This is a genomic window from Pseudomonas sp. p50(2008) (assembly GCF_015351605.1).
Lineage (GTDB): Bacteria > Pseudomonadota > Gammaproteobacteria > Pseudomonadales > Pseudomonadaceae > Aquipseudomonas.
This window is the reverse complement of sequence record NZ_JACMYF010000001.1, coordinates 885674-906910: the sequence shown is the minus strand read 5'-3', so window position 1 is coordinate 906910 and position 21237 is coordinate 885674. Positions and strand designations below refer to the sequence as shown.

General features: G+C 59.5%; 22 protein-coding genes. All 22 read left to right on the top strand.

Features of this window, described 5'->3' with window-relative positions; genetic code table 11:
* Nucleotides 1-7 precede the first annotated feature (7 nt).
* The 22 genes from fliH (at nt 8) to H7698_RS03985 (ending at nt 21208) form a co-directional block, all read left to right on the top strand.
* Complete coding sequence (gene fliH / locus H7698_RS04090) at nt 8-808, top strand: flagellar assembly protein FliH (RefSeq protein ID WP_162435915.1); 801 nt, start codon at nt 8-10, stop codon at nt 806-808.
* Complete coding sequence (gene fliI, locus H7698_RS04085; protein WP_162435916.1) at nt 798-2156, top strand: flagellar protein export ATPase FliI; 1359 nt, start codon at nt 798-800, stop codon at nt 2154-2156. The genes fliH and fliI overlap by 11 nt, the downstream gene beginning before the upstream one ends.
* 6 nt (nt 2157-2162) lie before the next feature.
* The gene (gene fliJ, locus H7698_RS04080) at nt 2163-2612 is read left to right on the top strand and encodes a flagellar export protein FliJ (protein WP_194690655.1); all 450 of its coding nucleotides are present in this window, start codon (nt 2163-2165) and stop codon (nt 2610-2612) included.
* 70 nt (nt 2613-2682) lie between these two features.
* On the top strand, nt 2683-2988 hold the full coding sequence (locus H7698_RS04075) for an STAS domain-containing protein (protein WP_162435918.1): 306 nt from the start codon (nt 2683-2685) through the stop codon (nt 2986-2988).
* 5 nt (nt 2989-2993) lie between these two features.
* Entirely contained in the window at nt 2994-4700 is a 1707-nt protein-coding gene (locus tag H7698_RS04070) for an ATP-binding SpoIIE family protein phosphatase (RefSeq protein WP_194690654.1), read from the top strand.
* A 31-nt stretch (nt 4701-4731) separates the two neighbouring features.
* Complete coding sequence (locus tag H7698_RS04065; protein WP_194690653.1) at nt 4732-5103, top strand: Hpt domain-containing protein; 372 nt, start codon at nt 4732-4734, stop codon at nt 5101-5103.
* Nucleotides 5104-5186: 83 nt separating this feature from the next.
* Nucleotides 5187-6491, top strand: a complete 1305-nt coding sequence (locus tag H7698_RS04060) for a flagellar hook-length control protein FliK (protein WP_194690652.1) — start codon at nt 5187-5189, stop codon at nt 6489-6491.
* Between the two features lie 233 nt (nt 6492-6724).
* Nucleotides 6725-7225: a flagellar basal body-associated protein FliL gene (fliL, locus tag H7698_RS04055; RefSeq protein ID WP_194690651.1), complete on the top strand. Its 501-nt coding sequence runs from the start codon at nt 6725-6727 to the stop codon at nt 7223-7225.
* A gap of 9 nt (nt 7226-7234) precedes the next feature.
* Nucleotides 7235-8203, top strand: coding sequence for a flagellar motor switch protein FliM (gene fliM, locus H7698_RS04050; RefSeq protein ID WP_162435923.1), 969 nt, complete (start codon nt 7235-7237; stop codon nt 8201-8203).
* 69 nt (nt 8204-8272) lie between these two features.
* Nucleotides 8273-8728 carry a flagellar motor switch protein FliN gene (gene fliN, locus H7698_RS04045; protein WP_162435924.1) on the top strand — a complete coding sequence of 152 codons (456 nt, stop codon included), beginning with the start codon at nt 8273-8275 and terminating at the stop codon, nt 8726-8728.
* Nucleotides 8729-9172, top strand: coding sequence for a flagellar biosynthetic protein FliO (fliO, locus tag H7698_RS04040; RefSeq protein ID WP_162435925.1), 444 nt, complete (start codon nt 8729-8731; stop codon nt 9170-9172).
* Nucleotides 9172-9930: a flagellar type III secretion system pore protein FliP gene (gene fliP, locus H7698_RS04035; RefSeq protein WP_162435926.1), complete on the top strand. Its 759-nt coding sequence runs from the start codon at nt 9172-9174 to the stop codon at nt 9928-9930. The genes fliO and fliP overlap by 1 nt, the downstream gene beginning before the upstream one ends.
* Nucleotides 9927-10196, top strand: coding sequence for a flagellar biosynthesis protein FliQ (fliQ, locus tag H7698_RS04030; protein WP_007948918.1), 270 nt, complete (start codon nt 9927-9929; stop codon nt 10194-10196). Before fliP ends, fliQ begins: the two co-directional genes overlap by 4 nt.
* 3 nt (nt 10197-10199) lie before the next feature.
* Nucleotides 10200-10985, top strand: coding sequence for a flagellar biosynthetic protein FliR (gene fliR, locus H7698_RS04025; RefSeq protein ID WP_162435927.1), 786 nt, complete (start codon nt 10200-10202; stop codon nt 10983-10985).
* Nucleotides 10986-10988: 3 nt separating this feature from the next.
* Nucleotides 10989-12128, top strand: coding sequence for a flagellar biosynthesis protein FlhB (flhB, locus tag H7698_RS04020; protein ID WP_194690650.1), 1140 nt, complete (start codon nt 10989-10991; stop codon nt 12126-12128).
* Between the two features lie 325 nt (nt 12129-12453).
* On the top strand, nt 12454-14583 hold the full coding sequence (gene flhA, locus H7698_RS04015; protein ID WP_162435929.1) for a flagellar biosynthesis protein FlhA: 2130 nt from the start codon (nt 12454-12456) through the stop codon (nt 14581-14583).
* Nucleotides 14584-14594: 11 nt separating this feature from the next.
* Nucleotides 14595-15920: a flagellar biosynthesis protein FlhF gene (gene flhF, locus H7698_RS04010; protein WP_194690649.1), complete on the top strand. Its 1326-nt coding sequence runs from the start codon at nt 14595-14597 to the stop codon at nt 15918-15920.
* Nucleotides 15921-16036: 116 nt separating this feature from the next.
* Nucleotides 16037-16867, top strand: a complete 831-nt coding sequence (fleN, locus tag H7698_RS04005; RefSeq protein WP_045058906.1) for a flagellar synthesis regulator FleN — start codon at nt 16037-16039, stop codon at nt 16865-16867.
* Nucleotides 16864-17604: an RNA polymerase sigma factor FliA gene (gene fliA / locus H7698_RS04000; protein WP_007894214.1), complete on the top strand. Its 741-nt coding sequence runs from the start codon at nt 16864-16866 to the stop codon at nt 17602-17604. The genes fleN and fliA overlap by 4 nt, the downstream gene beginning before the upstream one ends.
* A 165-nt stretch (nt 17605-17769) precedes the next feature.
* On the top strand, nt 17770-18141 hold the full coding sequence (locus tag H7698_RS03995) for a chemotaxis response regulator CheY (RefSeq protein WP_007975363.1): 372 nt from the start codon (nt 17770-17772) through the stop codon (nt 18139-18141).
* 22 nt (nt 18142-18163) lie between these two features.
* Complete coding sequence (locus tag H7698_RS03990; protein ID WP_162435931.1) at nt 18164-18952, top strand: protein phosphatase CheZ; 789 nt, start codon at nt 18164-18166, stop codon at nt 18950-18952.
* 21 nt (nt 18953-18973) lie between these two features.
* A complete protein-coding gene (locus tag H7698_RS03985) occupies nt 18974-21208 on the top strand; it encodes a chemotaxis protein CheA (RefSeq protein WP_194690648.1) in 2235 nt (744 codons plus the stop codon).
* Nucleotides 21209-21237 lie beyond the last annotated feature (29 nt).

Sequence of the window (21237 nt, the reverse complement as noted above, 5' to 3'; positions counted from 1 at the left end):
GGTCACTATGTCGACCAAACATGATGAGTCCCAGACCGACCTGATCCGTGCCAAGGACGTCAGCGGCGTTGATATCTGGTCGTTACCCAGTTTCGACCCGTACGTCCCCGAGCCCGAGCCCGAGCCTGAACCCGAGCCGCCGGAAATGGAGGAAGTGCCGCTGGATGAAGTCCAGCCGCTGACCCTCGAAGAGCTCGAGAGCATTCGCCAGGAGGCCTACAACGAAGGCTTCGCCACCGGTGAGCGCGAAGGTTTTCACAGCACGACGCTCAAGGTCCGTCAGGAAGCCGATGCAGCCCTGACGGCGAAAATCGGTGCGCTGGAAAAGCTCATGGGCAATCTGTTCGAACCCATTGCCGAACAGGACACTGAGATCGAGAAGTCCCTGGTCGACCTCGTTAAACACATCACCAGGCAGGTGATTCAGCGCGAGCTGGCCATCGACTCGACGCAGCTGGAACACGTCATGCGTGAGGCCCTCAAGCTGTTGCCGCTGGGCGTGGGCAATGTGCGGCTGTACATCAACCCCCAGGATTTCGAACAGGTCAAAGCCCTGCGCGAGCGCCATGAAGAGACCTGGCGCATCGTCGAGGATGAGGCGTTGATGCCTGGCGGTTGCCGGGTCGAGACTGAGCACAGTCGCATTGATGCCACCGTCGAAACCCGTCTCGCGCGGGTCATGGACAAGCTGTTCGATCAGTTGCACGAGCAGGCCTTGCACCCCGCGGCGCCGGACCTGAAAGTGGAACTGTCGGCTGCCAGCAAGCCAGCGGCTGCCCCCGCAGCGGACGAACCTGATGCGCCTTGATCGCACCAGTTTCGCCAAGCGCCTGGGCAGTTATGCCGAGGTCACCGAACTGTCTGGCGGACCGATCCTTGAGGGGCGTTTGCTGCGCATGGTCGGCCTGACCCTTGAAGCCGAAGGCTTGCGCGCCGCCATGGGCAGCCGCTGCATGGTCATCAACGACGACAGTTATCAGCCGGTGCAGGTCGAAGCCGAAGTCATGGGCTTTTCCGGCAACAAGGTCTTTCTGATGCCGGTGGGCAGCGTTGCCGGCATTGCCCCGGGTGCCCGAGTGGTGCCGTTGGCGGATGCCGGGCGTTTGCCGATGGGCATGAGCATGCTCGGTCGGGTGCTCGATGGCGCCGGTCGTGCGCTGGACGGCAAAGGCGGAATGAAGGCTGAGGACTGGGTGCCGATGGACGGCCCGACGATCAACCCGCTTAAACGCGAACCTATCAGCGAACCGCTGGACGTGGGCATTCGTTCCATCAACGGTTTGTTGACGGTCGGTCGCGGCCAGCGGCTCGGCCTTTTTGCCGGTACAGGCGTGGGCAAGAGTGTGCTGTTGGGCATGATGACCCGCTTCACTGAGGCCGACATTGTCGTCGTTGGCCTAATCGGTGAGCGGGGACGTGAAGTCAAAGAGTTCATCGAGCACATCCTCGGCGAAGAAGGCCTGAAGCGCTCCGTCGTCGTTGCCTCCCCGGCGGACGACGCGCCGCTGATGCGCTTGCGGGCCGCCATGTATTGCACGCGTATCGCCGAATATTTTCGCGACAAGGGCAAGAACGTCCTGTTGCTGATGGACTCCCTGACCCGTTTCGCCCAGGCCCAGCGCGAAATCGCACTGGCCATCGGCGAGCCACCCGCGACCAAGGGTTATCCGCCCTCGGTATTCGCCAAACTGCCGAAACTGGTGGAGCGGGCGGGTAATGCCGAGAAGGGCGGTGGTTCGATTACGGCGTTCTACACCGTGCTGTCCGAAGGCGATGACCAACAGGACCCGATTGCCGACTCCGCGCGGGGCGTGCTCGACGGCCACATCGTCTTGTCCAGGCGACTGGCGGAAGAAGGCCATTACCCGGCCATCGATATCGAAGCGTCCATCAGCCGGGTCATGCCCTCGGTAGTCTCGCCGGAGCACATGACGCGCGCCCAGTACTTCAAGCAGCTGTGGTCGCGCTATCAACAGAGCCGCGATTTGATCAGTGTCGGCGCCTACGTGGCCGGCGGCGACCGGGAGACTGACCTTGCGATTGCCTTGCAGCCGCAACTGGTCAAATACCTGCGCCAAGGCCTGAACGACAACATCAGCCTCGGCGAAAGCGAAGCCTACCTCGGCTCGATCTTCGCCCCCGCGGCTGGCGGCTAACCGGCCATGGCCCAGAGCCGAGCGTCACGTCTGGCACCCGTGGTTGAGATGGCCGAAAAGGTCGAGAAAGCCGCGGTGCAGCGTTTGGGGCACTTTCAAGGACAGGTCCGTCTGGCAGAAAGCAAACTCGCCGACCTCGAAGCTTTTCGCCTCGACTGTCAGGAGCAATGGATCGTGCGCGGCAGCAGTGGCGTTTCGGGCCAGTGGCTGCTGGGCTACCAAGGCTTCCTGGCGCAACTGGGCATCGCCATTGACCAGCAGCGGCAGAGTCTGGCCTGGCACCAGAACAATCTGAACAAGGCACGGGATACCTGGCAGCAGGCTTACGCCCGGGTTGAAGGGTTGCGCAAGCTGGTGCTGCGCTACATGGATGAGGCGCGGCGCCTGGAAGACAAGCGCGAGCAAAAGTTGCTGGATGAACTGTCCCAGCGATTGCCGCGCGAGAGTCCGTATTAATCGGATCTTGCCCTGCTCCCCACCAGGTGCTACACCTCTTAAACAATCGCCATGACAAGGAAGCCGTTCAATGTCAGTCGTAACCGAAGTCTCCCAGGATGGACAGAAGCTGACGATATCGATCAAGGGACGATTCGATTTCGCCAAACATCAGGAATTTCGTGAATCCTACGAAAACCTCACTCCGAAACCCGAATCCTTCGAAGTCAATTTGAAGGACGCTACCTACCTCGACAGTTCTGCCCTCGGCATGTTGCTGCTACTGCGGGATCACGCAGGCGGCGAGAATGCCGAAATCACCCTGTCTAACGCCAATGCCGATGTGCGAAAAATTCTCGCCATCTCCAACTTCGAACAAATCTTCGACGTGGCGTGATCGCCGTGCAATCGCCGTTCGAGTCACTTACGGTATTGATCGCTGAAGACAGCGCGGCCGATCGCCTGTTGCTGTCGACGATTGTCCGTCGTCAGGGCCATGAAGTGCTGACTGCCGCCAACGGTGCCGAGGCGGTCGAAGTGTTTCGCCAGCAACGGCCGCAATTGGTGTTGATGGACGCGATGATGCCCGTGATGGACGGTTTCGAAGCAGCGCAGCAGATCAAGGCGCTGGCGGGCGAAACCCTGGTGCCCATCATCTTTCTCACGTCATTGACCGAAAGCGAAGGGCTGGCCCGATGCCTTGAGGCGGGAGGCGATGATTTCCTGGCCAAGCCTTACAACCAGGTGATTCTGGCCGCCAAAATCAAGGCAATGGACCGTTTGCGTCGGTTGCAGGCCACCGTACTCCAGCAGCGTGACCAGATTGCCAGGCACCATAACTACCTGCTCAACGAACAACGCGTCGCCAAGGCCGTGTTCGATAAAGTCGCCCATTCCGGCTGCCTGAATGCCCCCAATATCCGCTACCTGCAATCGCCCTATGCATTGTTCAACGGCGATTTGTTGTTGGCCGCGTTTACGCCGGCTGGCGACATGCATGTGCTATTGGGGGATTTCACCGGCCATGGCTTGCCCGCCGCAGTAGGCGCCATGCCGCTGGCCGAAGTTTTTTACGGCATGACCGCCAAGGGTTATGGCCTGTCAGAAACCCTGCGCGAGATGAACGCCAAGCTCAAGCGCATCCTGCCCGTTGATATGTTCTGCTGCGCGACGCTGTTGTGCCTGAGTTTTCAGCGGCGCTCGGTGGAAGTCTGGAATGGCGGTATGCCCGATGGGTATTTGCACAACATCGCCAGCGATGAGCGCACGCCGCTGACTGCCCGGCATCTGCCGCTGGGTGTCTTGAGCCCGGAAACCTTTGATGATCGAACCGAAGTGTTCCCCATGGCGCTCGGGGATCGGGTTTTCCTGTTGTCCGACGGCGTGATTGATACCTGCGATGCCGACGAACAGTTGTTTGGTGTGGAGCGGTTGCATCAAGTGTTCGCTGCCAATCGGCAGCCGGAGGAGCTGTTCGAAGAGATCGAGCAAGCACTGCAGGACTTTCGCGGCGAAGCCCGGGACGATGTCAGCATGGTCGAGGTGAGTCTGCTGGACGCTACACAAATGCGTCCGCCGACCCTGGTCTATTCCGACAGCGGGCAATCCTGTCCTCTGGACTGGTCGGTCAGTTTCGAGTTTCGCGCGGCCTCGCTTAAGCGCTTCAATCCGTTGCCTTATCTGTTGCAGTTGTTGCTTGAAGTCCACGGCCTGCGTGCGCAAAGCGGTGCGCTCTACAGTGTATTGGCCGAACTGTATTCCAATGCCCTGGAGCATGGCGTACTGGGACTGGATTCCAGTCTCAAGCGCGATGCGTCAGGTTTTGCCCGTTATTATCAGGAGCGCAATGCGCGTCTTGATGCGTTGCGCAGTGGTTACGTGCGGGTCCATTTGGAGGTCGTGCCGACGGGTGAGGGCGGTTGTCTGTCGATTCGCGTCGAGGACAGCGGGAAGGGTTTCGATATTGCGCGGGTGATGGAGCGACCCGCCGAAAACGTCCGTTTGTCGGGACGTGGCGTCAATCTGGTCCAGCAATTGGGGTGTAACGCCAGTTGGTCAGACAATGGTCGAAGTGCTCGCGTAGAGTTTTTCTGGGAGGCTCTGGCATAATCCCGCCCATTCTTGATCAAGGAGTGAACAAGTGGATGACCCACATCTGAATCGAGACGTATTGGTCGCCTTGCAGGAAGTCATGGAGGACGAGTATCCAATGTTGCTGGATACGTTTCTCGCCGATTCCGAAGAGCGGTTGAGTCTTTTGCGTCAGCAGAAAGATGCCGGGCAACTGATGGAAACTGCCCATAGTTTCAAAGGCAGCAGCAGCAACATGGGCGCCGTCCGGCTGGCTGATTTGTGCCATGAGCTGGAACATTGCGCCAAGGAACAACACCCCCTTCCCGAACTCGAAAAACTCATCGGTGAAATCGATCGCGAGTTTGCTGTTGTTCGTCCTCTGTATGAAGCAGAACGTCAACGTTCCCACTACGAAAAAGCCACCGTTCGGCGCTTCTAACGGCTTGCGCTAGAAACTGGCGCGACCCTTGCAGTATCTGCCACTACTTACACCTACCTTCCCAGTGCGGCGGAGACAGCGTTATGCCCGTTAGTCAAAATTTCCTACTTCAGGCCGCCGCAAAGGCCAAGACCCAGCCGGTCACCGCCAATCCTCTGGCGTCGCCTGCCGAGCCCGCTGACAAGGCGTCCAGCTTCTCTCAGGTCTATGCAACACAGGGCCGCAACAAGTCCTCTGCAGTCGTCGACGGACTGAACCGGCAGATGCGCGATGAAGCCCCTGACGGTCCCGTAAAAAAAGACCTCGGCAATGACAAGCCTGCCGCCGGGAAGCCTGCGGTTGCCGATAGCGGCAAATCTTTGCCCGCCGACAAACCCAAGCAGGCCGATGACAAGGTCGCCAGCGGCGACACGACAGACGCCTCCGGTACTACTGCAGTCGATCCGGTCGTCGATCCGGCCTCGGCGCAAGCCGCTCAGACTCCGGCAGCGGAAACCGCGCCAAGCCCTGAGCCAGCGCAGGACGCAGCTGCCGCCGCCGCATTGGCCGCGACTCTGGTTCCAGAGGAGTCAGATTTCGATCCTGAAGCCGATCCCCTGGATGCGCTGCCCGCCGTACGCATGGCCATGGAGCAGAGCGGTCACGTTTCCGCCGCCAGTCAGGCTCAACCCAAGGCGTCTTCAGCACAGGCATTGGCTGACGGTGAGCAGACCTCGGCGCAAAACTTCGCGGCGGGCCTGGCCAATATGCTGGACGTGCAAGGCGACAAGGACAGCACCAGCCGGGAAGGTGAAAAGTCATTCAGCGGCCTGATCGATGACGGGCTCAAAGACCTCAAGTCCGCGACCAGCGACACCCGTGTGGACGATTTTGCCAGTCGCCTGGCAGCGTTGACGCAGGCCGCTACACCTAAGACCGCCAATGCACTGCCGGTGAATCAACCGATCGCCATGCATCAGAGTGGCTGGACCGAAGAAGTGGTCAACCGGGTCATGTACCTGTCCAGCGCCAACCTCAAGGCGGCTGATATTCAGTTGCAACCCGCCGAGCTGGGGCGTCTGGACATTCGGGTGAACATGGTGCCGGATCAGCAGACCCAGGTGACGTTCATGAGCGCGCATCCCGGCGTTCGTGAAGCGCTGGACGGCCAGATGCACCGCTTGCGAGAGATGTTTGTGCAGCAGGGGATGGGTCAGGTTGACGTCAACGTTTCCGACCAGTCTCGCGGGCAGGGGCAAGATCAGCCGCAACAGAGTCAAAGTGGCCGCACAACCGCCAGCGGTGGCCGCCTCGATTCAATGGACGACGAACACTCGCCGGCAGTAGCGGAAGTCGCCGCAGCCACCACCAGCGTCATTGGCTCCAGCACCGTCGACTATTACGCCTGAGCACACTCCCTCCCCGGATCCGTGTGGGAGTGAGCCTGCTCGCGATAGCGTACTTACAGTCAACTTTTTATCGACTGTCTGACCGCTATCGCGAGCAGGCTCACTCCCGCAATGCTATTGCGGTGTTCTTATGAATACCGACAACCCGCTTTTTCTCTCCGCACTTCTGGCATAACACTTGCTCTTGCCTTGCCGTGCAACTGTGAAACCCCGAATAGTGACGGATTATTGGCATGGCGAAGAGCGACGCAGCAGTAAAAGACCCTGCAACCAAAGGCAAACTCAAGATGATCATCTTGATCGTGGTGGCGCTGCTGCTGGCGATCGGTTTGTCCGTGGGCGCGACCTGGTTCTTCATGCACAGCGCCGAGAGCAAGCCTGCTGCCGCGGCTGAAACAGCCGTTGTCGGAAAGCAGGCCGCCATCTTCGAGCCGCTGCTTCCCGCGTTCGTGACCAATTACAACCAGAACGGCCGCCAACGCTACATGCAGGTGAGCATCACCATGATGGGCCGCAATCAAGCGGATATCGACGCACTTAAAGTACACATGCCAGTCATCCGCAATAACCTGGTCATGCTGTTCTCCGGGCAGGACTTCGCCACGCTGGCGTCGCCGGTCGGTCAGGAAATGCTGCGCCAGAAGGCCACCGCCAGCGTCCAGGAAGTGGCGCAGAAAGAACTCGGCAAGGTCGCCATCGAACAGTTGCTTTTCACTAATTTCGTACTGCAGTAGGAACACGACATGGCCGTGCAGGACCTGCTGTCCCAGGATGAGATCGATGCGCTGTTGCATGGCGTCGACGATGGTCTGGTAGAGACCGATAACGCTGCCGAACCCGGCGCCGTCAAAAGCTATGACCTGACCAGTCAGGATCGCATCGTCCGCGGACGCATGCCGACCCTGGAGATGATCAACGAGCGTTTTGCCCGTTACACCCGCATCAGCATGTTCAACCTGCTGCGCCGTTCAGCTGACGTTGCCGTCGGCGGTGTGCAGGTCATGAAGTTCGGCGAATACGTGCACTCGCTGTACGTCCCGACCAGTCTCAATCTGGTCAAGATCAAACCGTTGCGCGGCACAGCGCTGTTCATCCTCGACGCCAAGCTGGTGTTCAAGCTGGTGGACAACTTCTTCGGCGGCGATGGCCGTCACGCGAAGATTGAAGGGCGTGAATTCACCCCGACCGAATTGCGCGTTGTGCGCATGGTGCTGGAGCAGGCCTTCATCGATTTGAAGGAAGCCTGGCAGGCCATCATGGAAGTGAACTTCGAGTACATCAACTCGGAAGTAAACCCGGCCATGGCCAACATCGTCGGACCGAGTGAGGCCATCGTCGTGTCGACCTTCCACATCGAACTCGATGGCGGTGGCGGCGACCTGCACATCACCATGCCGTATTCGATGATCGAGCCGGTGCGCGAAATGCTTGATGCCGGCTTCCAGTCGGACCTCGACGATCAGGATGAGCGCTGGGTCAACGCCCTGCGCCAGGACGTGCTGGACGTCGACGTGCCGATCGGTGCCACCGTTGCCCGCCGCCAGCTGCGCCTGCGGGACATCCTGCACATGCAGCCGGGGGACATCATCCCGGTCGAGATGCCGGAAGAAATGATCATGCGCGCCAATGGCGTGCCTGCGTTCAAGGTCAAGATGGGCTCGCACAAAGGCAATCTCGCCTTGCAGGTGATCGAGCCGATCGAGCGCCGCTGACCGGCGCGTTGCACATTCGCTTTTAACTGACGGCTTCCATTTGAAATGGGTGCCCGCCGAGGACACATGATGGCTAACGATATGAACACCCAGGACGACCAGGCGCTGGCTGATGAATGGGCTGCGGCCCTTGAAGAAGCGGGTGACGGGCAGGACGATATTGACGCCTTGCTGGCCGCCGACGCTGCCACTTCGCCGTCCAGCCGTTTGCCAATGGAAGAGTTCGGCAGCGTGCCAAAAAACAACGGGCCGGTGACGCTGGATGGTCCAAACCTGGACGTGATCCTCGACATCCCGGTATCGATTTCCATGGAAGTGGGCAGTACCGACATCAACATTCGTAACTTGCTGCAGCTCAACCAGGGTTCGGTGATCGAACTGGATCGCCTGGCCGGCGAGCCGCTGGACGTGCTGGTGAACGGCACGCTCATCGCTCATGGTGAGGTGGTGGTGGTCAACGAGAAGTTCGGCATCCGCCTGACTGACGTGATCAGCCCAAGCGAACGTATCAAGAAGCTGCGCTAAGTGAACAAGGTTCTGAGTGTTCTGCTGGCCTTGCCATTTGGCGCGCTGGCCGCCGAGCCGGTGGCCACGGTTGCTGCTGCGGCGCCTGCGGTCAGCAGCGGTGTGGCAGGGCAACTGACGCAATTGGTGTTCGGCTTGCTGCTGGTGCTGGGGTTGATTTTCTTCCTCGCCTGGCTGTTGCGCCGCGTGCAGCAGGCAGGACCGGCCGGCAAAGGGCAGGTCATCGAGCTGATTGGCTCCCGCGCGCTGGGGCCTCGCGACCGTCTGATGCTGGTACAGGTCGGCAACGAGCAGATTTTGCTCGGCCTCAGCCCGGGCACTATCACCGCGCTGCACGTCCTCAAGGAGCCGGTGCAGGTGCCCAGCGCTACTGAAAAAGCGACCCCGGAATTTGCCCAGCGTCTGATGGAGCTGATGGGCAAGGATCAGAAGGATAAGAAGTAATGGGTGCGTTACGCATCGTCTTGACGCTGGCCCTGATGCTGGCTGCGCCGCTGGCGTTTGCCGCGGATCCATTGTCGATCCCGGCGATCACCCTGGGCACCAACGCCGATGGCGCTCAGGAGTATTCGGTCAGCCTGCAGATCCTGCTGATCATGACCGCGCTGAGTTTTATCCCGGCGTTCGTCATGCTGATGACCAGTTTCACCCGGATCATCATTGTCTTCTCGATCCTGCGCCAGGCCCTTGGCTTGCAACAGACGCCTTCGAACCAGATCCTGACGGGCATGGCGTTGTTCCTGACGATGTTCATCATGGCACCAGTGTTCGACCGGGTTAACCAGGATGCGCTGCAACCCTATCTGGCGGAAAAACTGACCGCCCAGGATGCCGTGGCCAAGGCTCAGGTGCCGATCAAGGATTTCATGCTGGCCCAGACACGCAGCAGCGATCTGGAGCTGTTCATGCGCTTGTCCAAACGTACGGACATCGCTTCGCCGGATCAGGCGCCGCTGACCATTCTGGTGCCGGCCTTCGTGACCTCTGAGCTGAAGACCGCGTTCCAGATCGGCTTCATGATCTTTATTCCGTTCCTGATCATCGACCTTGTCGTCGCCAGTGTGCTGATGGCCATGGGGATGATGATGTTGTCGCCGCTGATCATTTCCCTGCCATTCAAGATCATGTTGTTCGTGCTGGTAGATGGCTGGGCGCTGATCATCGGCACGCTGGCCAGCAGCTTCGGTGGTGTTTCGCCATGACGCCGGAAGTCGCGGTAGACATCTTCAGGGAAGCGCTCTGGCTGACCACCATGATGGTGGCTGTACTGGTGATCCCGAGTCTGCTGGTGGGTTTGCTGGTGGCGATGTTCCAGGCCGCGACCCAGATCAACGAACAGACCCTGAGCTTTCTGCCGCGCCTGCTGGTGATGCTGGTGACCCTGATCGTGGCGGGTCCGTGGCTGGTGCAGACCTTCATGGAATACATCCTGCAGTTGTACGGCAGTATTCCCCAGGTTATCGGTTAAGCCATGCAATCGCTGCTGCAGCTGACCGATACCCAGATCAGCACGTGGGTAGCCACCTTCATGTTGCCGCTGTTCCGCGTCGGCGCGCTGCTGATGGTCATGCCGATCGTTGGCACGACGCTGGTGCCGCAGCGTGTGCGCCTGTATTTCGCGCTGGCCATTACCGTGGTGATTGCCCCTGGCCTGCCGCCCATGCCGCCGGTCAACGCGCTGGATCTGAGCGGGTGGCTGTTGATCGCCGAGCAGATCATCATCGGCGCGATATTCGGGTTTGCGTTGCAGCTTTTTTTTCAGGCGTTCGTTGTAGCCGGGCAGATCGTTTCCATTCAAATGGGCATGGGCTTCGCGTCCATGGTCGACCCCACCAACGGCGTCTCGGTCGCGGTGATCGGACAGTTTTTCACCATGCTGGTCACGTTGCTGTTCCTGTCCATGAACGGCCATTTGGTGGTCTTCGAAATCCTCACTGAAAGCTTCACCACGTTGCCAGTTGGCGGCGGGTTGATGGTCAATCATTTCTGGGAGCTGGCCGGCAAGCTCGGTTGGGTGCTGGGGGCCGCGCTGTTACTGGTGTTGCCGGCGATCACGGCGCTGTTGGTGGTCAACATCGCGTTTGGCGTCATGACCCGGGCGGCGCCGCAGCTCAACATCTTCTCCATTGGTTTTCCTCTGACGCTGGTACTCGGCTTGTTCATCGTCTGGGTCGGTCTGGCGGACATTATCAATCAGTACCAGCCGCTGGCCTCCGAGGCCTTGCAGTGGTTACGCGAACTGGCACGGGCGCGCTAAGACATGTCAGAGAGCGAAAGCGGTCAGGACAAAACAGAAGACCCCACGGAGAAAAAGAAAAAGGACGCCCGTGAGAAGGGCGAGATCGCCCGTTCCAAAGAGCTCAACACTTTGGCGATCATGCTCGCCGGTTCCGGTGCGCTACTGATCTTCGGTGGCGCGCTGGCCCAGGACCTGATGGAGCTGATGCGGATGAACTTCTCGTTGTCGCGGGAAGTGGTGCTCGACCAGGGCGCGATGGGCGCCTACCTGATGCATTCAGGACTGATTGCCCTGCTGGCGATTCAACCGGTGATGATTACCTTGCTGCTGGCGGCATTGATCGGTCCTATTTCCCTGGGTGGCTGGCTATTTTCCGCCGGCACCATGGCCCCCAAATTCAGCCGCATGAACCCCGGCGCAGGGCTCAAACGGATGTTCTCATCCAAGGCCGTGATAGAGCTGCTAAAGGCTTTGGCGAAGTTTTTCATCATCCTGTTTGTGGCGCTGGCCGTGCTGTCAGCGGACATCGACGACCTGCTGCGCATCGCCCATGAGCCGCTGGACATGGCCATCATTCACAGCCTGCAAGTCGTCGGCTGGAGCTCATTGTGGATGGCCTGCGGCCTGATCATCATCGCCGCGGTGGACGTGCCGTTTCAGCTCTGGGAAAGCGCCAAGAAACTGAAGATGACCAAGCAGGAAATCCGCGACGAACACAAGGATCAAGAGGGGCGACCAGAGGTTAAACAACGGATTCGCCAACTGCAGCGGGACATGTCCCAGCGCCGGATGATGGCAGCGATCCCCGATGCTGACGTAGTCATCACCAACCCGACCCACTACGCCGTGGCGCTCAAGTACGACCCGGACAAGGGCGGGGCGCCGATGCTGGTGGCCAAGGGCAGTGATTTCCTGGCGTTGAAAATGCGTGAAATTGCCGTGGCCAATAATGTGCTGTTACTGGAGTCGCCGGCGCTGGCGCGGTCGATTTATTACTCCACGGAGCTGGAGCAGGAAATCCCCGGCGGCCTCTATCTGGCCGTTGCGCAAGTGCTGGCGTACGTCTACCAGATTCGCCAGTACCGCGCGGGCAAGGGTAAACGCCCGGATCCGCTGAAGGAAGATTTGCCGATTCCGCCGGATTTGCGTCGCGATTCCTGACAGGTACGCCTGTAGCAGCTGCCCGGCCTGCGAGGCTGCGTGCGAGGACGAAGTCCTTGCCAGGGATTAAACCACTGCTACGCATCCGCAGGCAGAATCGATAGGTTCGGTACGCATTAAGTGTCGAGCCAGATACTTACTTTTACCTCCTGTCTGGTGCTCTGGGTTCATGCGTTGGGTTTGCTGAGGTCCGGCCATGCAACAAAGATCCTCCGATAACCCCCTCTGTTTAAACCCCCCGCAAAAGTTGGAAGGCTTCTTGCAGTAGCCGCTCTGCGCCTGCTTCTGGCGTCAAAAGTTTGCTTTAAGGGACGGGGAAAAACCGGTGGATCGCTCTCAGTTACTCAACACTGCTCGCACAAACGTTGCCGATCTAAGTCGGGGCAATCTGGGCGTGCCGTTGTTGCTGCTGGTCATGCTGGCGATGATGATGTTGCCGATCCCGCCGTTCCTGCTGGACGTGTTCTTCACGTTCAACATTGCGCTGTCGATCGTCGTTCTGCTGGTGTGCGTGTACGCCTTGCGGCCACTGGATTTCGCGGTGTTCCCCACCATCCTGTTGGTGGCAACGTTGTTGCGGCTGGCATTGAACGTCGCTTCGACGCGGGTGGTGATGCTGCACGGTCAGGACGGTCATGCCTCCGCGGGCAAGGTGATCCAGGCGTTCGGTGAGGTGGTGATCGGCGGCAACTACGTGGTGGGTATCGTGGTTTTCGCCATCTTGATGATCATCAACTTCGTCGTGGTGACCAAAGGTGCCGGGCGGATTTCCGAGGTGAGCGCGCGATTCACCCTCGACGCAATGCCCGGCAAGCAAATGGCCATCGACGCCGATTTGAACGCCGGGCTGATCGATCAGAACCAGGCGAAAATGCGCCGTACGGAAGTGGCCCAGGAGGCTGAGTTCTACGGTTCCATGGACGGTGCCAGCAAATTCGTTCGTGGCGACGCCATCGCCGGCCTGCTGATTTTGTTCATCAACCTGATCGGCGGCATGGCGGTCGGTATCTTCCAGCACGGCATGACCTTCGGCGATGCCGGTAAGGTTTATGCGCTGCTGACCATCGGTGACGGTTTGGTGGCGCAATTGCCATCACTGCTGCTGTCCACTGCCGCGGCAATCATGGTGACCCGTGCTTCCGGTTCGGAAGACATGGGCAAGCAGATCAATCGTCAGATGTTTGCCTCGCCCAAGGCGTTGGCGGTGGCAGCGGGTTTGATGGCGGTGATGGGCCTGGTGCCCGGCATGCCGCACTTCTCCTTCCTCAGCATGGCCGCAGTAGCGGCTGGCGGGGCTTACCTGTTCTGGAAAAAGCAAAACACCGTCAAGGTTCAGGCCCTGCAAGAGGTGGCGCGTCAGCAGGAGCTGCTGCCATCGCCGGCCCGTGCACAGGAAACCAAGGAGCTTGGCTGGGATGACGTCACCCCGATCGACATGATTGGTCTGGAAGTCGGCTATCGCCTGATTCCGTTGGTGGACCGCAACCAGGGTGGTCAGCTGCTGGCGCGGATCAAGGGCGTGCGTAAGAAGCTGTCCCAGGATCTGGGCTTTCTGATGCCGACTGTGCATATACGTGACAACCTCGACCTTGCACCGAGTGCCTATCGTCTGACCCTTATGGGGGTCATTCTGGCCGAGGCAGAGATTTACCCGGATCGGGAGCTCGCCATCAACCCCGGTCAGGTCTATGGGACACTCAACGGCATCACCGCCAAAGATCCGGCTTTTGGACTTGAGGCCGTCTGGATTGAAGTCAGTCAACGTGCCCAGGCTCAGTCTCTTGGTTACACTGTGGTCGATGCCAGTACAGTGGTGGCAACCCACTTGAACCAGATTCTGTACAAGCACTCCAGTGAGCTGATCGGGCACGAGGAAGTGCAGCAACTCATGCAATTGCTGGCCAAAAGCTCGCCGAAACTGGCAGAAGAGCTGGTGCCGGGCGTGGTGTCGCTGTCGCAGTTGCTCAAAGTCTTGCAAGCGCTGTTGGCCGAACAAGTGCCGGTACGGGACATTCGCAGCATTGCCGAGGCCATCGCCAACAATGCGGCGAAGAGTCAAGATACCGCCGCTCTGGTGGCCGCCGTACGCGTCGGCGTATCCCGTGCAATCGTCCAAAGCATTGTAGGCACTGACTCCGAGCTGCCAGTTATCACGCTGGAGCCAAGGTTGGAACAGATATTGCTCAATAGTCTTCAGAAGGCAGGGCAAGGCTCGGAAGAGGGTGTTCTGCTGGAGCCAAGCATGGCTGAGAAACTGCAACGCTCGTTGATCGACGCGGCGCAGCGTCAGGAAATGCAAGGTCAACCGGTGATTCTGCTGGTAGCCGGTCCGGTTCGCGCGATGCTCTCGCGATTTGGCCGACTGGCAGTCCCGGGTTTGCATGTGTTGGCGTATCAGGAAATTCCTGACAACAAGCAAGTGACCATCGTTGCGACAGTAGGGCCCAACGGCTGAGGTAGTGGTTTATGCAAGTTAAGCGTTTTTTCGCCGCCGATATGCGTCAGGCCATGAAACTGGTTCGCGATGAGCTGGGCGCCGATGCGGCCATCATTGGCAACCGCCGGATCGCCGGTGGCGTAGAGCTGACGGCTGCCCTGGATTACAAACTGTCGGCGCTGGCGCCACGTGTTCCGAACATGGAACTTGAAGACGAGTTGCGCAAGACCCAATCGCGGATCGTCACCGCCCAGGCCGAACTGAGCCTGCGCAGCGAGGGCGAGAGCGAGAAAAGCACCAATCGCCAATTGTTCGCCGGCCTGCCGTTGACTGCCGCCGAACCGCTGATCGAACCGACTTATACAGAACCTCCACGACCTGCCCCGGCGCCTGCTGCGACGGGCGGCGTCGACCCGCGCGCGTTCGACTCGATGCGGTTCGAGCTCAACAGCCTGCGCGAACTGATGGAAGTACAGCTTGGGTCCTTAGCCTGGAACCAATTGCAGGGCAGCCGCCCGGCGCAGGCCAACCTGTGGCGTCGTCTGCAGCGTATCGGCCTCTCCGGCCCGTTGTCCCGTGATCTGCTGGCGATGATCACTGGCATCGACGAGCCACGTCAGGCCTGGCGCATGTTGCTGGCACACCTGGCGCGCATGATTGCCACACCGGAAATCGAGCCGCTGGAAGAGGGCGGTGTCATTGCCATGGTCGGCCCTGCCGGCATGGGTAAAACCACGACCCTGGCCAAGCTCGCCGCGCGTTACGTGCTCAAGTACGGCGCGCAAAACATCGCGCTGGTGAGCATGGACAGCTACCGTATCGGTGCCCAGGAACAGCTCAAGACCCTTGGCCGCATCCTCAATGTCCCGGTCACTCACGTCGACCCGGGTCAGTCGCTGGTGCAGGCGCTGGATCCTTTGCTGCGCAAACGCGTGGTGCTGATCGATACCGCAGGCCTTCAGGCCAGCGATCCGGCACTGCGCATGCAGCTGGAAAGTCTGGCCGGGCGTGGCATCAAATCGAAAAATTATCTGGTTCTGGCAACCACCAGCCAGAAACAGGTTCTAACCGCCGCTTATCACAGTTACAAGCGCTGCGGGCTCGCCGGCTGCATCCTGACTAAACTGGATGAAACGGCAAGTCTGGGCGAGGTGTTGAGCCTGGCCATCAGTCATGAATTGCCGGTGGCCTATCTGACCGATGGCCCGCGGATTCCGGATGATTTGCATCTGCCGCGTCGTCATCAGCTGGTCAGTCGCGCGGTCAGCGTGCAAATGCAGGAAGAACCCAGCGAAGAAGCCATGGCTGACATGTTCGCTGATATTTACCACAGCCCGACCAAGCAGGTTAGCTGAGGTATTAATGAATAGTTTTTGTACCTACATCGATGGTCTGCCATGCATTGTTCCGTTTGTGAACGCGCAGCCAGTAATGTGGCCTCCGTCTATGCAAGACAAGGTAAAGAAATAACATGGGCAGCATGCATCCCGTACAGGTTATCGCGGTGACCGGCGGCAAAGGTGGCGTCGGGAAAACTAACGTGTCAGTGAACTTGTCCCTGGCTCTAGCAGAGCTCGGCCGGCGCGTCATGCTTCTGGACGCCGACCTCGGACTGGCTAACGTCGACGTTCTACTCGGACTGACACCCAAACGTACCCTGGCCGACGTGATCGAAGGCCGCTGCGAGCTACGCGACGTTCTGTTGCAAGGCCCGGGCGGGATTCGTATCGTTCCGGCCGCGTCCGGCACACAGAGCATGGTTCATCTGACCCCGGCGCAACACGCCGGCCTGATCCAGGCCTTCAGCGATATCGGCGACAACCTCGACGTGCTCGTGATCGACACGGCGGCGGGCATCGGCGATTCGGTTGTCAGTTTCGTCCGCGCCGCTCAGGAAGTCCTCCTGGTGGTCTGCGATGAGCCGACCTCGATCACCGACGCCTACGCCCTGATCAAACTGCTCAACCGTGATTACGGCATGAACCGTTTCCGTGTCCTGGCCAACATGGCCCAGAGCCCGCAAGAAGGTCGCAACCTGTTCGCCAAGTTGACCAAGGTCACGGATCGCTTCCTCGACGTCGCCTTACAATACGTCGGTGCGGTGCCGTACGACGAAAGCGTGCGCAAGGCCGTGCAGAAGCAGCGCGCCGTGTATGAAGCATTCCCGCGCTCCAAGTGTTCGCTGGCCTTCAAGGCCATCGCGCAAAAGGTCGACACCTGGCCATTGCCTGCCAACCCGCGTGGGCATCTGGAGTTCTTCGTGGAGCGCCTCGTGCAACAAACTGCAGGACCCGTGCTATGACCGCCAGTGGCTATAACCTCTATAAAAAATCGGCCCGTGATGCGCAGTACGAGCTGATCGAGCGTTACGCGCCACTGGTAAAACGGATTGCCTACCACTTGCTGGCGCGTCTGCCGGCCAGTGTCCAGGTCGAAGACCTGATCCAGGCCGGCATGATCGGCCTGCTTGAAGTGTCGACCAAATACGACGCCAGCAAAGGCGCGAGTTTCGAGACGTACGCGGGCATACGAATCCGCGGCGCGATGCTCGATGAAGTACGCAAAGGGGACTGGGCGCCACGTTCGGTCCACCGAAATACCCGAATGGTCAGCGACGCCATTCGCTCGATTGAAGCTAAAACCGGTCGCGACGCTAAAGATCACGAAGTTGCGGCCGAACTCCAATTGAGTCTCGACGATTATTACGGGATTTTGAACGACACCCTGGGCAGCCGGTTATTCAGTTTCGACGATCTGTTGCAAGACGGCGAACACGAAGGGCTGCACGAGGATGGCGCCAGTGCTCATCTCGAACCGTCGCGCGATCTGGAAGATGAACGCTTCCAGGCAGCGCTGGCGGACGCGATTGCCAATTTGCCGGAGCGTGAGCGACTGGTGTTGGCGCTGTACTACGACGAAGAGCTCAACCTCAAGGAAATCGGTGAGGTCCTGGGGGTTAGCGAATCGCGGGTCAGCCAGTTACACAGCCAGTGCGCGGCCCGTTTGCGGGGGCGTTTGGGGGAGTGGCGAGCGCGCTGAAGGCAGTGTGGGGACACTGCGAACGAGGCTGGTGGGTTCTGTACGCACCGGTCTCGATCTGCTGTGCTCCAGACAGTCATCGAATGCTTTGCCGGATTGAATGAAATGGCGTGTCCAGGTGCTGGACGCGTTTAAGACTGCTTGGAGGTCGAATTGGACAAGAACATGAAAATCCTCATCGTTGATGACTTCTCAACGATGCGGCGGATCATAAAAAACCTGTTGCGTGACCTTGGGTTCACCAACACGGTCGAGGCTGACGATGGCACCACTGCCATTCCGGTCCTCAACAGCGGCAGCATCGACTTTCTGGTAACGGACTGGAACATGCCGGGCATGACCGGTATCGATCTGCTGCGCCACGTGCGCGCCGATGAAAGGCTCAAGCATCTTCCGGTGCTGATGGTTACCGCTGAAGCCAAGCGCGAGCAGATCATCGAAGCAGCCCAGGCCGGTGTAAACGGCTATGTGGTCAAGCCCTTCACGGCCCAGGCGTTAAAAGAAAAAATCGAAAAGATTTTCGAACGCATTGGTTGAGCAACTGCGCCACGGGGGAGCTATGGAGCAAAATGAAATTTCACAGGGCGATTTCGAATCGACCCTGAAAAAACATGCGGTCGAATTGGTCGAAAGCCTTGAAAAAGGCAAGTTCGGCGACGCAGTACAACTGATCCATGAGCTCAACCAGACCCGTGATCGCGGCCTGTACCAGGAAGTGGGCAAGCTCACTCGCGAGTTGCATAGCGCGATCGTCAATTTCCAGATTGACCCGAACATGCCACAGGCCGAGGAAGTCTCGCAGATCACGGACGCGACCGAACGTCTGGGGTATGTGGTCAAGCTGACCGAAGCGGCGGCCAACCGCACAATGGATCTCGTTGAAAACGCCACGCCGCTGGTCACCAGCCTGGGCAATGAAGCCGAGGCGCTGAGCGCGGATTGGGGAAGGTTCATGCGCCGTGAAGTCGGTGCCGAGGAGTTCCGCGAACTCGCCCGGCGCGTAGACGGTTTTCTCACACGCAGCAGCGAAGACAACCGCGTCGTAACGAGCAACCTCAACGATATTCTGCTCGCTCAGGATTACCAGGACCTCACCGGTCAGGTCATCAAGCGCGTGACTCAATTGGTCACCGAAGTTGAAAGCAACCTGCTCAAGCTCGTGCTGATGGCCAGTCAGGTGGACCGCTTTGCGGGCATCGAACATGACCGTCAAGCGATGCTGGCTGAAAAAGATCCACAAAAACATCTCTCTCAGGGTGAAGGTCCGCAGATTCATGCCGATAAAAGAGAAGACGTTGTGTCCGGTCAGGACGATGTGGACGATTTGCTATCCAGCCTTGGATTTTAGACCTGTAGGAGCACCCCATTAATGAGCTTCGGCGCCGATGAAGAGATCCTTCAGGATTTCCTGGTTGAGGCCGGCGAGATTCTAGAGCTACTGTCCGAACAGCTGGTCGAGCTTGAAAGTCGACCGGATGATGCGGACTTGCTCAATGCAATTTTTCGCGGTTTTCACACTGTAAAAGGGGGCGCCGGCTTCCTCCAGCTCAACGAGTTGGTGGAGTGCTGTCACATCGCCGAGAACGTCTTCGACATCCTGCGCAAGGGTGAACGTCGCGTCGACTCGGAATTGATGGACGTGGTTCTCGAAGCACTGGACGCGGTGAACGGCATGTTCACTGAAGTCCGCGAGCGCAGCCCGATCACGGCTGCCACGCCTGAACTGCTGGCGGCACTGGCCCGTCTGGCTGAACCGCAGTCGTCCGACGAAGCGGTGCCGGTTGTCGACGTGGCACCGGTTGCTGAAAGCGATTCAGGTGACATTACCGACAACGAATTCGAACAGCTGCTGGACTCCCTGAATGCCGTCAAGGCGCAGGCCGAGGCCGCGCCTGTTGTTCCGGCACCTGTCAGCAACGCTGGCGCGACCAGCGATGAAATCACCGATGCCGAGTTCGAGTCATTGCTCGATCAGTTGCACGGTAAAGGCCAGTTCGCCGTCGATGCCGTGGTTCCACCAGCGGCTCCCCCTGCGCCCGCGGCTCCTAAAGCGGCAGGCGATAGTTCCGATATCACCGACGAAGAATTTGAAGCACTGCTGGACCAGCTCCACGGCAAGGGCAACTTTGCGGTCGAAGCGCTGGAGTCGGCGATTGCTTCGGCGCCTGTGCCGGCCGCTCCGTCTGCCGCCGCAGTGGGCAGTGATCTGATCTCCGATCACGAGTTCGAAGCGCTGCTCGACGAATTGCACGGCAAAGGCAAGTTCACTGAAGTCGGTACCGCTACCGGCGCCAGTGCATCGGTCGCCACGCCGGTCGCCAAGGCTGCAGCCCCCAAGCCGGTTGCCAAAGCTCCCGAGCCAAAAGCCGAAGTCGCGAAGGCCGCTCCTGCTCGAGCTCAAGCTGCTCCGCCGGCGGATAAGCCCGCCAGCGAAGCCGAGACCACCGTGCGGGTCGATACCGCGCGTCTCGATGAAATCATGAACATGGTTGGCGAACTGGTACTGGTGCGTAACCGCCTGGTCCGACTCGGCGCCAACAGCGCCGATGAGGCCATGTCCAAGGCGGTGTCGAACCTCGATGTGGTCACCGCTGACCTGCAAACCGCGGTCATGAAGACCCGGATGCAACCGATCAAGAAAGTCTTCGGGCGTTTCCCGCGCCTGGTTCGCGACCTGGCTCGCCAGCTCAAGAAAGAGATCAACCTGGAACTGGTTGGCGAAGAAACCGACCTCGACAAGAACCTCGTCGAGGCCCTGGCCGATCCGCTGGTCCACTTGGTGCGCAACGCCGTCGACCACGGTATCGAATCGCCGGAAGAACGCGAAGCATCGGGCAAGTCCCGGGGCGGCAAAGTGATCCTGGCGGCGGAGCAGGAAGGCGACCATATCCTGCTGTCGATCTCCGATGACGGCAAAGGCATGGACCCTAATGTCCTGCGTTCCATCGCGGTAAAGCGCGGTGTGATGGACAAGGATGCGGCCGATCGCCTGAGCGACACCGAGTGCTACAACCTGATTTTCGCGCCGGGATTCTCGACCAAAACCGAGATCTCCGACGTGTCGGGCCGTGGCGTGGGAATGGACGTGGTGAAAACCAAGATTTCCCAGCTCAACGGTTCGATCAACATCTACTCGGCCAAGGGCCAGGGTTCGAAGATTGTCATCAAGGTCCCATTGACCCTGGCGATCATGCCGACGCTGATGGTCATGTTGGGCAATCAGGCGTTCGCCTTCCCGTTGGTGAACGTCAACGAGATCTTCCATCTCGACCTGTCGCGCACCAACGTGGTCGACGGTCAGGAGGTGGTGATCGTGCGCGACAAGGCACTGCCACTGTTCTACCTCAAGCGCTGGCTGGTCGCTTCCGCCGCTCATGAAGAGCAGCGCGAGGGCCACGTGGTGATCCTCTCGGTAGGTACACAGCGAATCGGCTTCGTCGTCGATCAGCTGGTGGGCCAGGAAGAAGTGGTCATCAAGCCATTGGGCAAAATGCTCCAGGGAACCCCGGGCATGTCGGGCGCCACCATCACTGGTGACGGTCGCATTGCGCTGATTCTCGATGTCCCGAGCATGCTCAAGCGTTACGCCACACGGCGTATTTGATTCTGGTGGAGCGGGGCGACTGAGCCTCG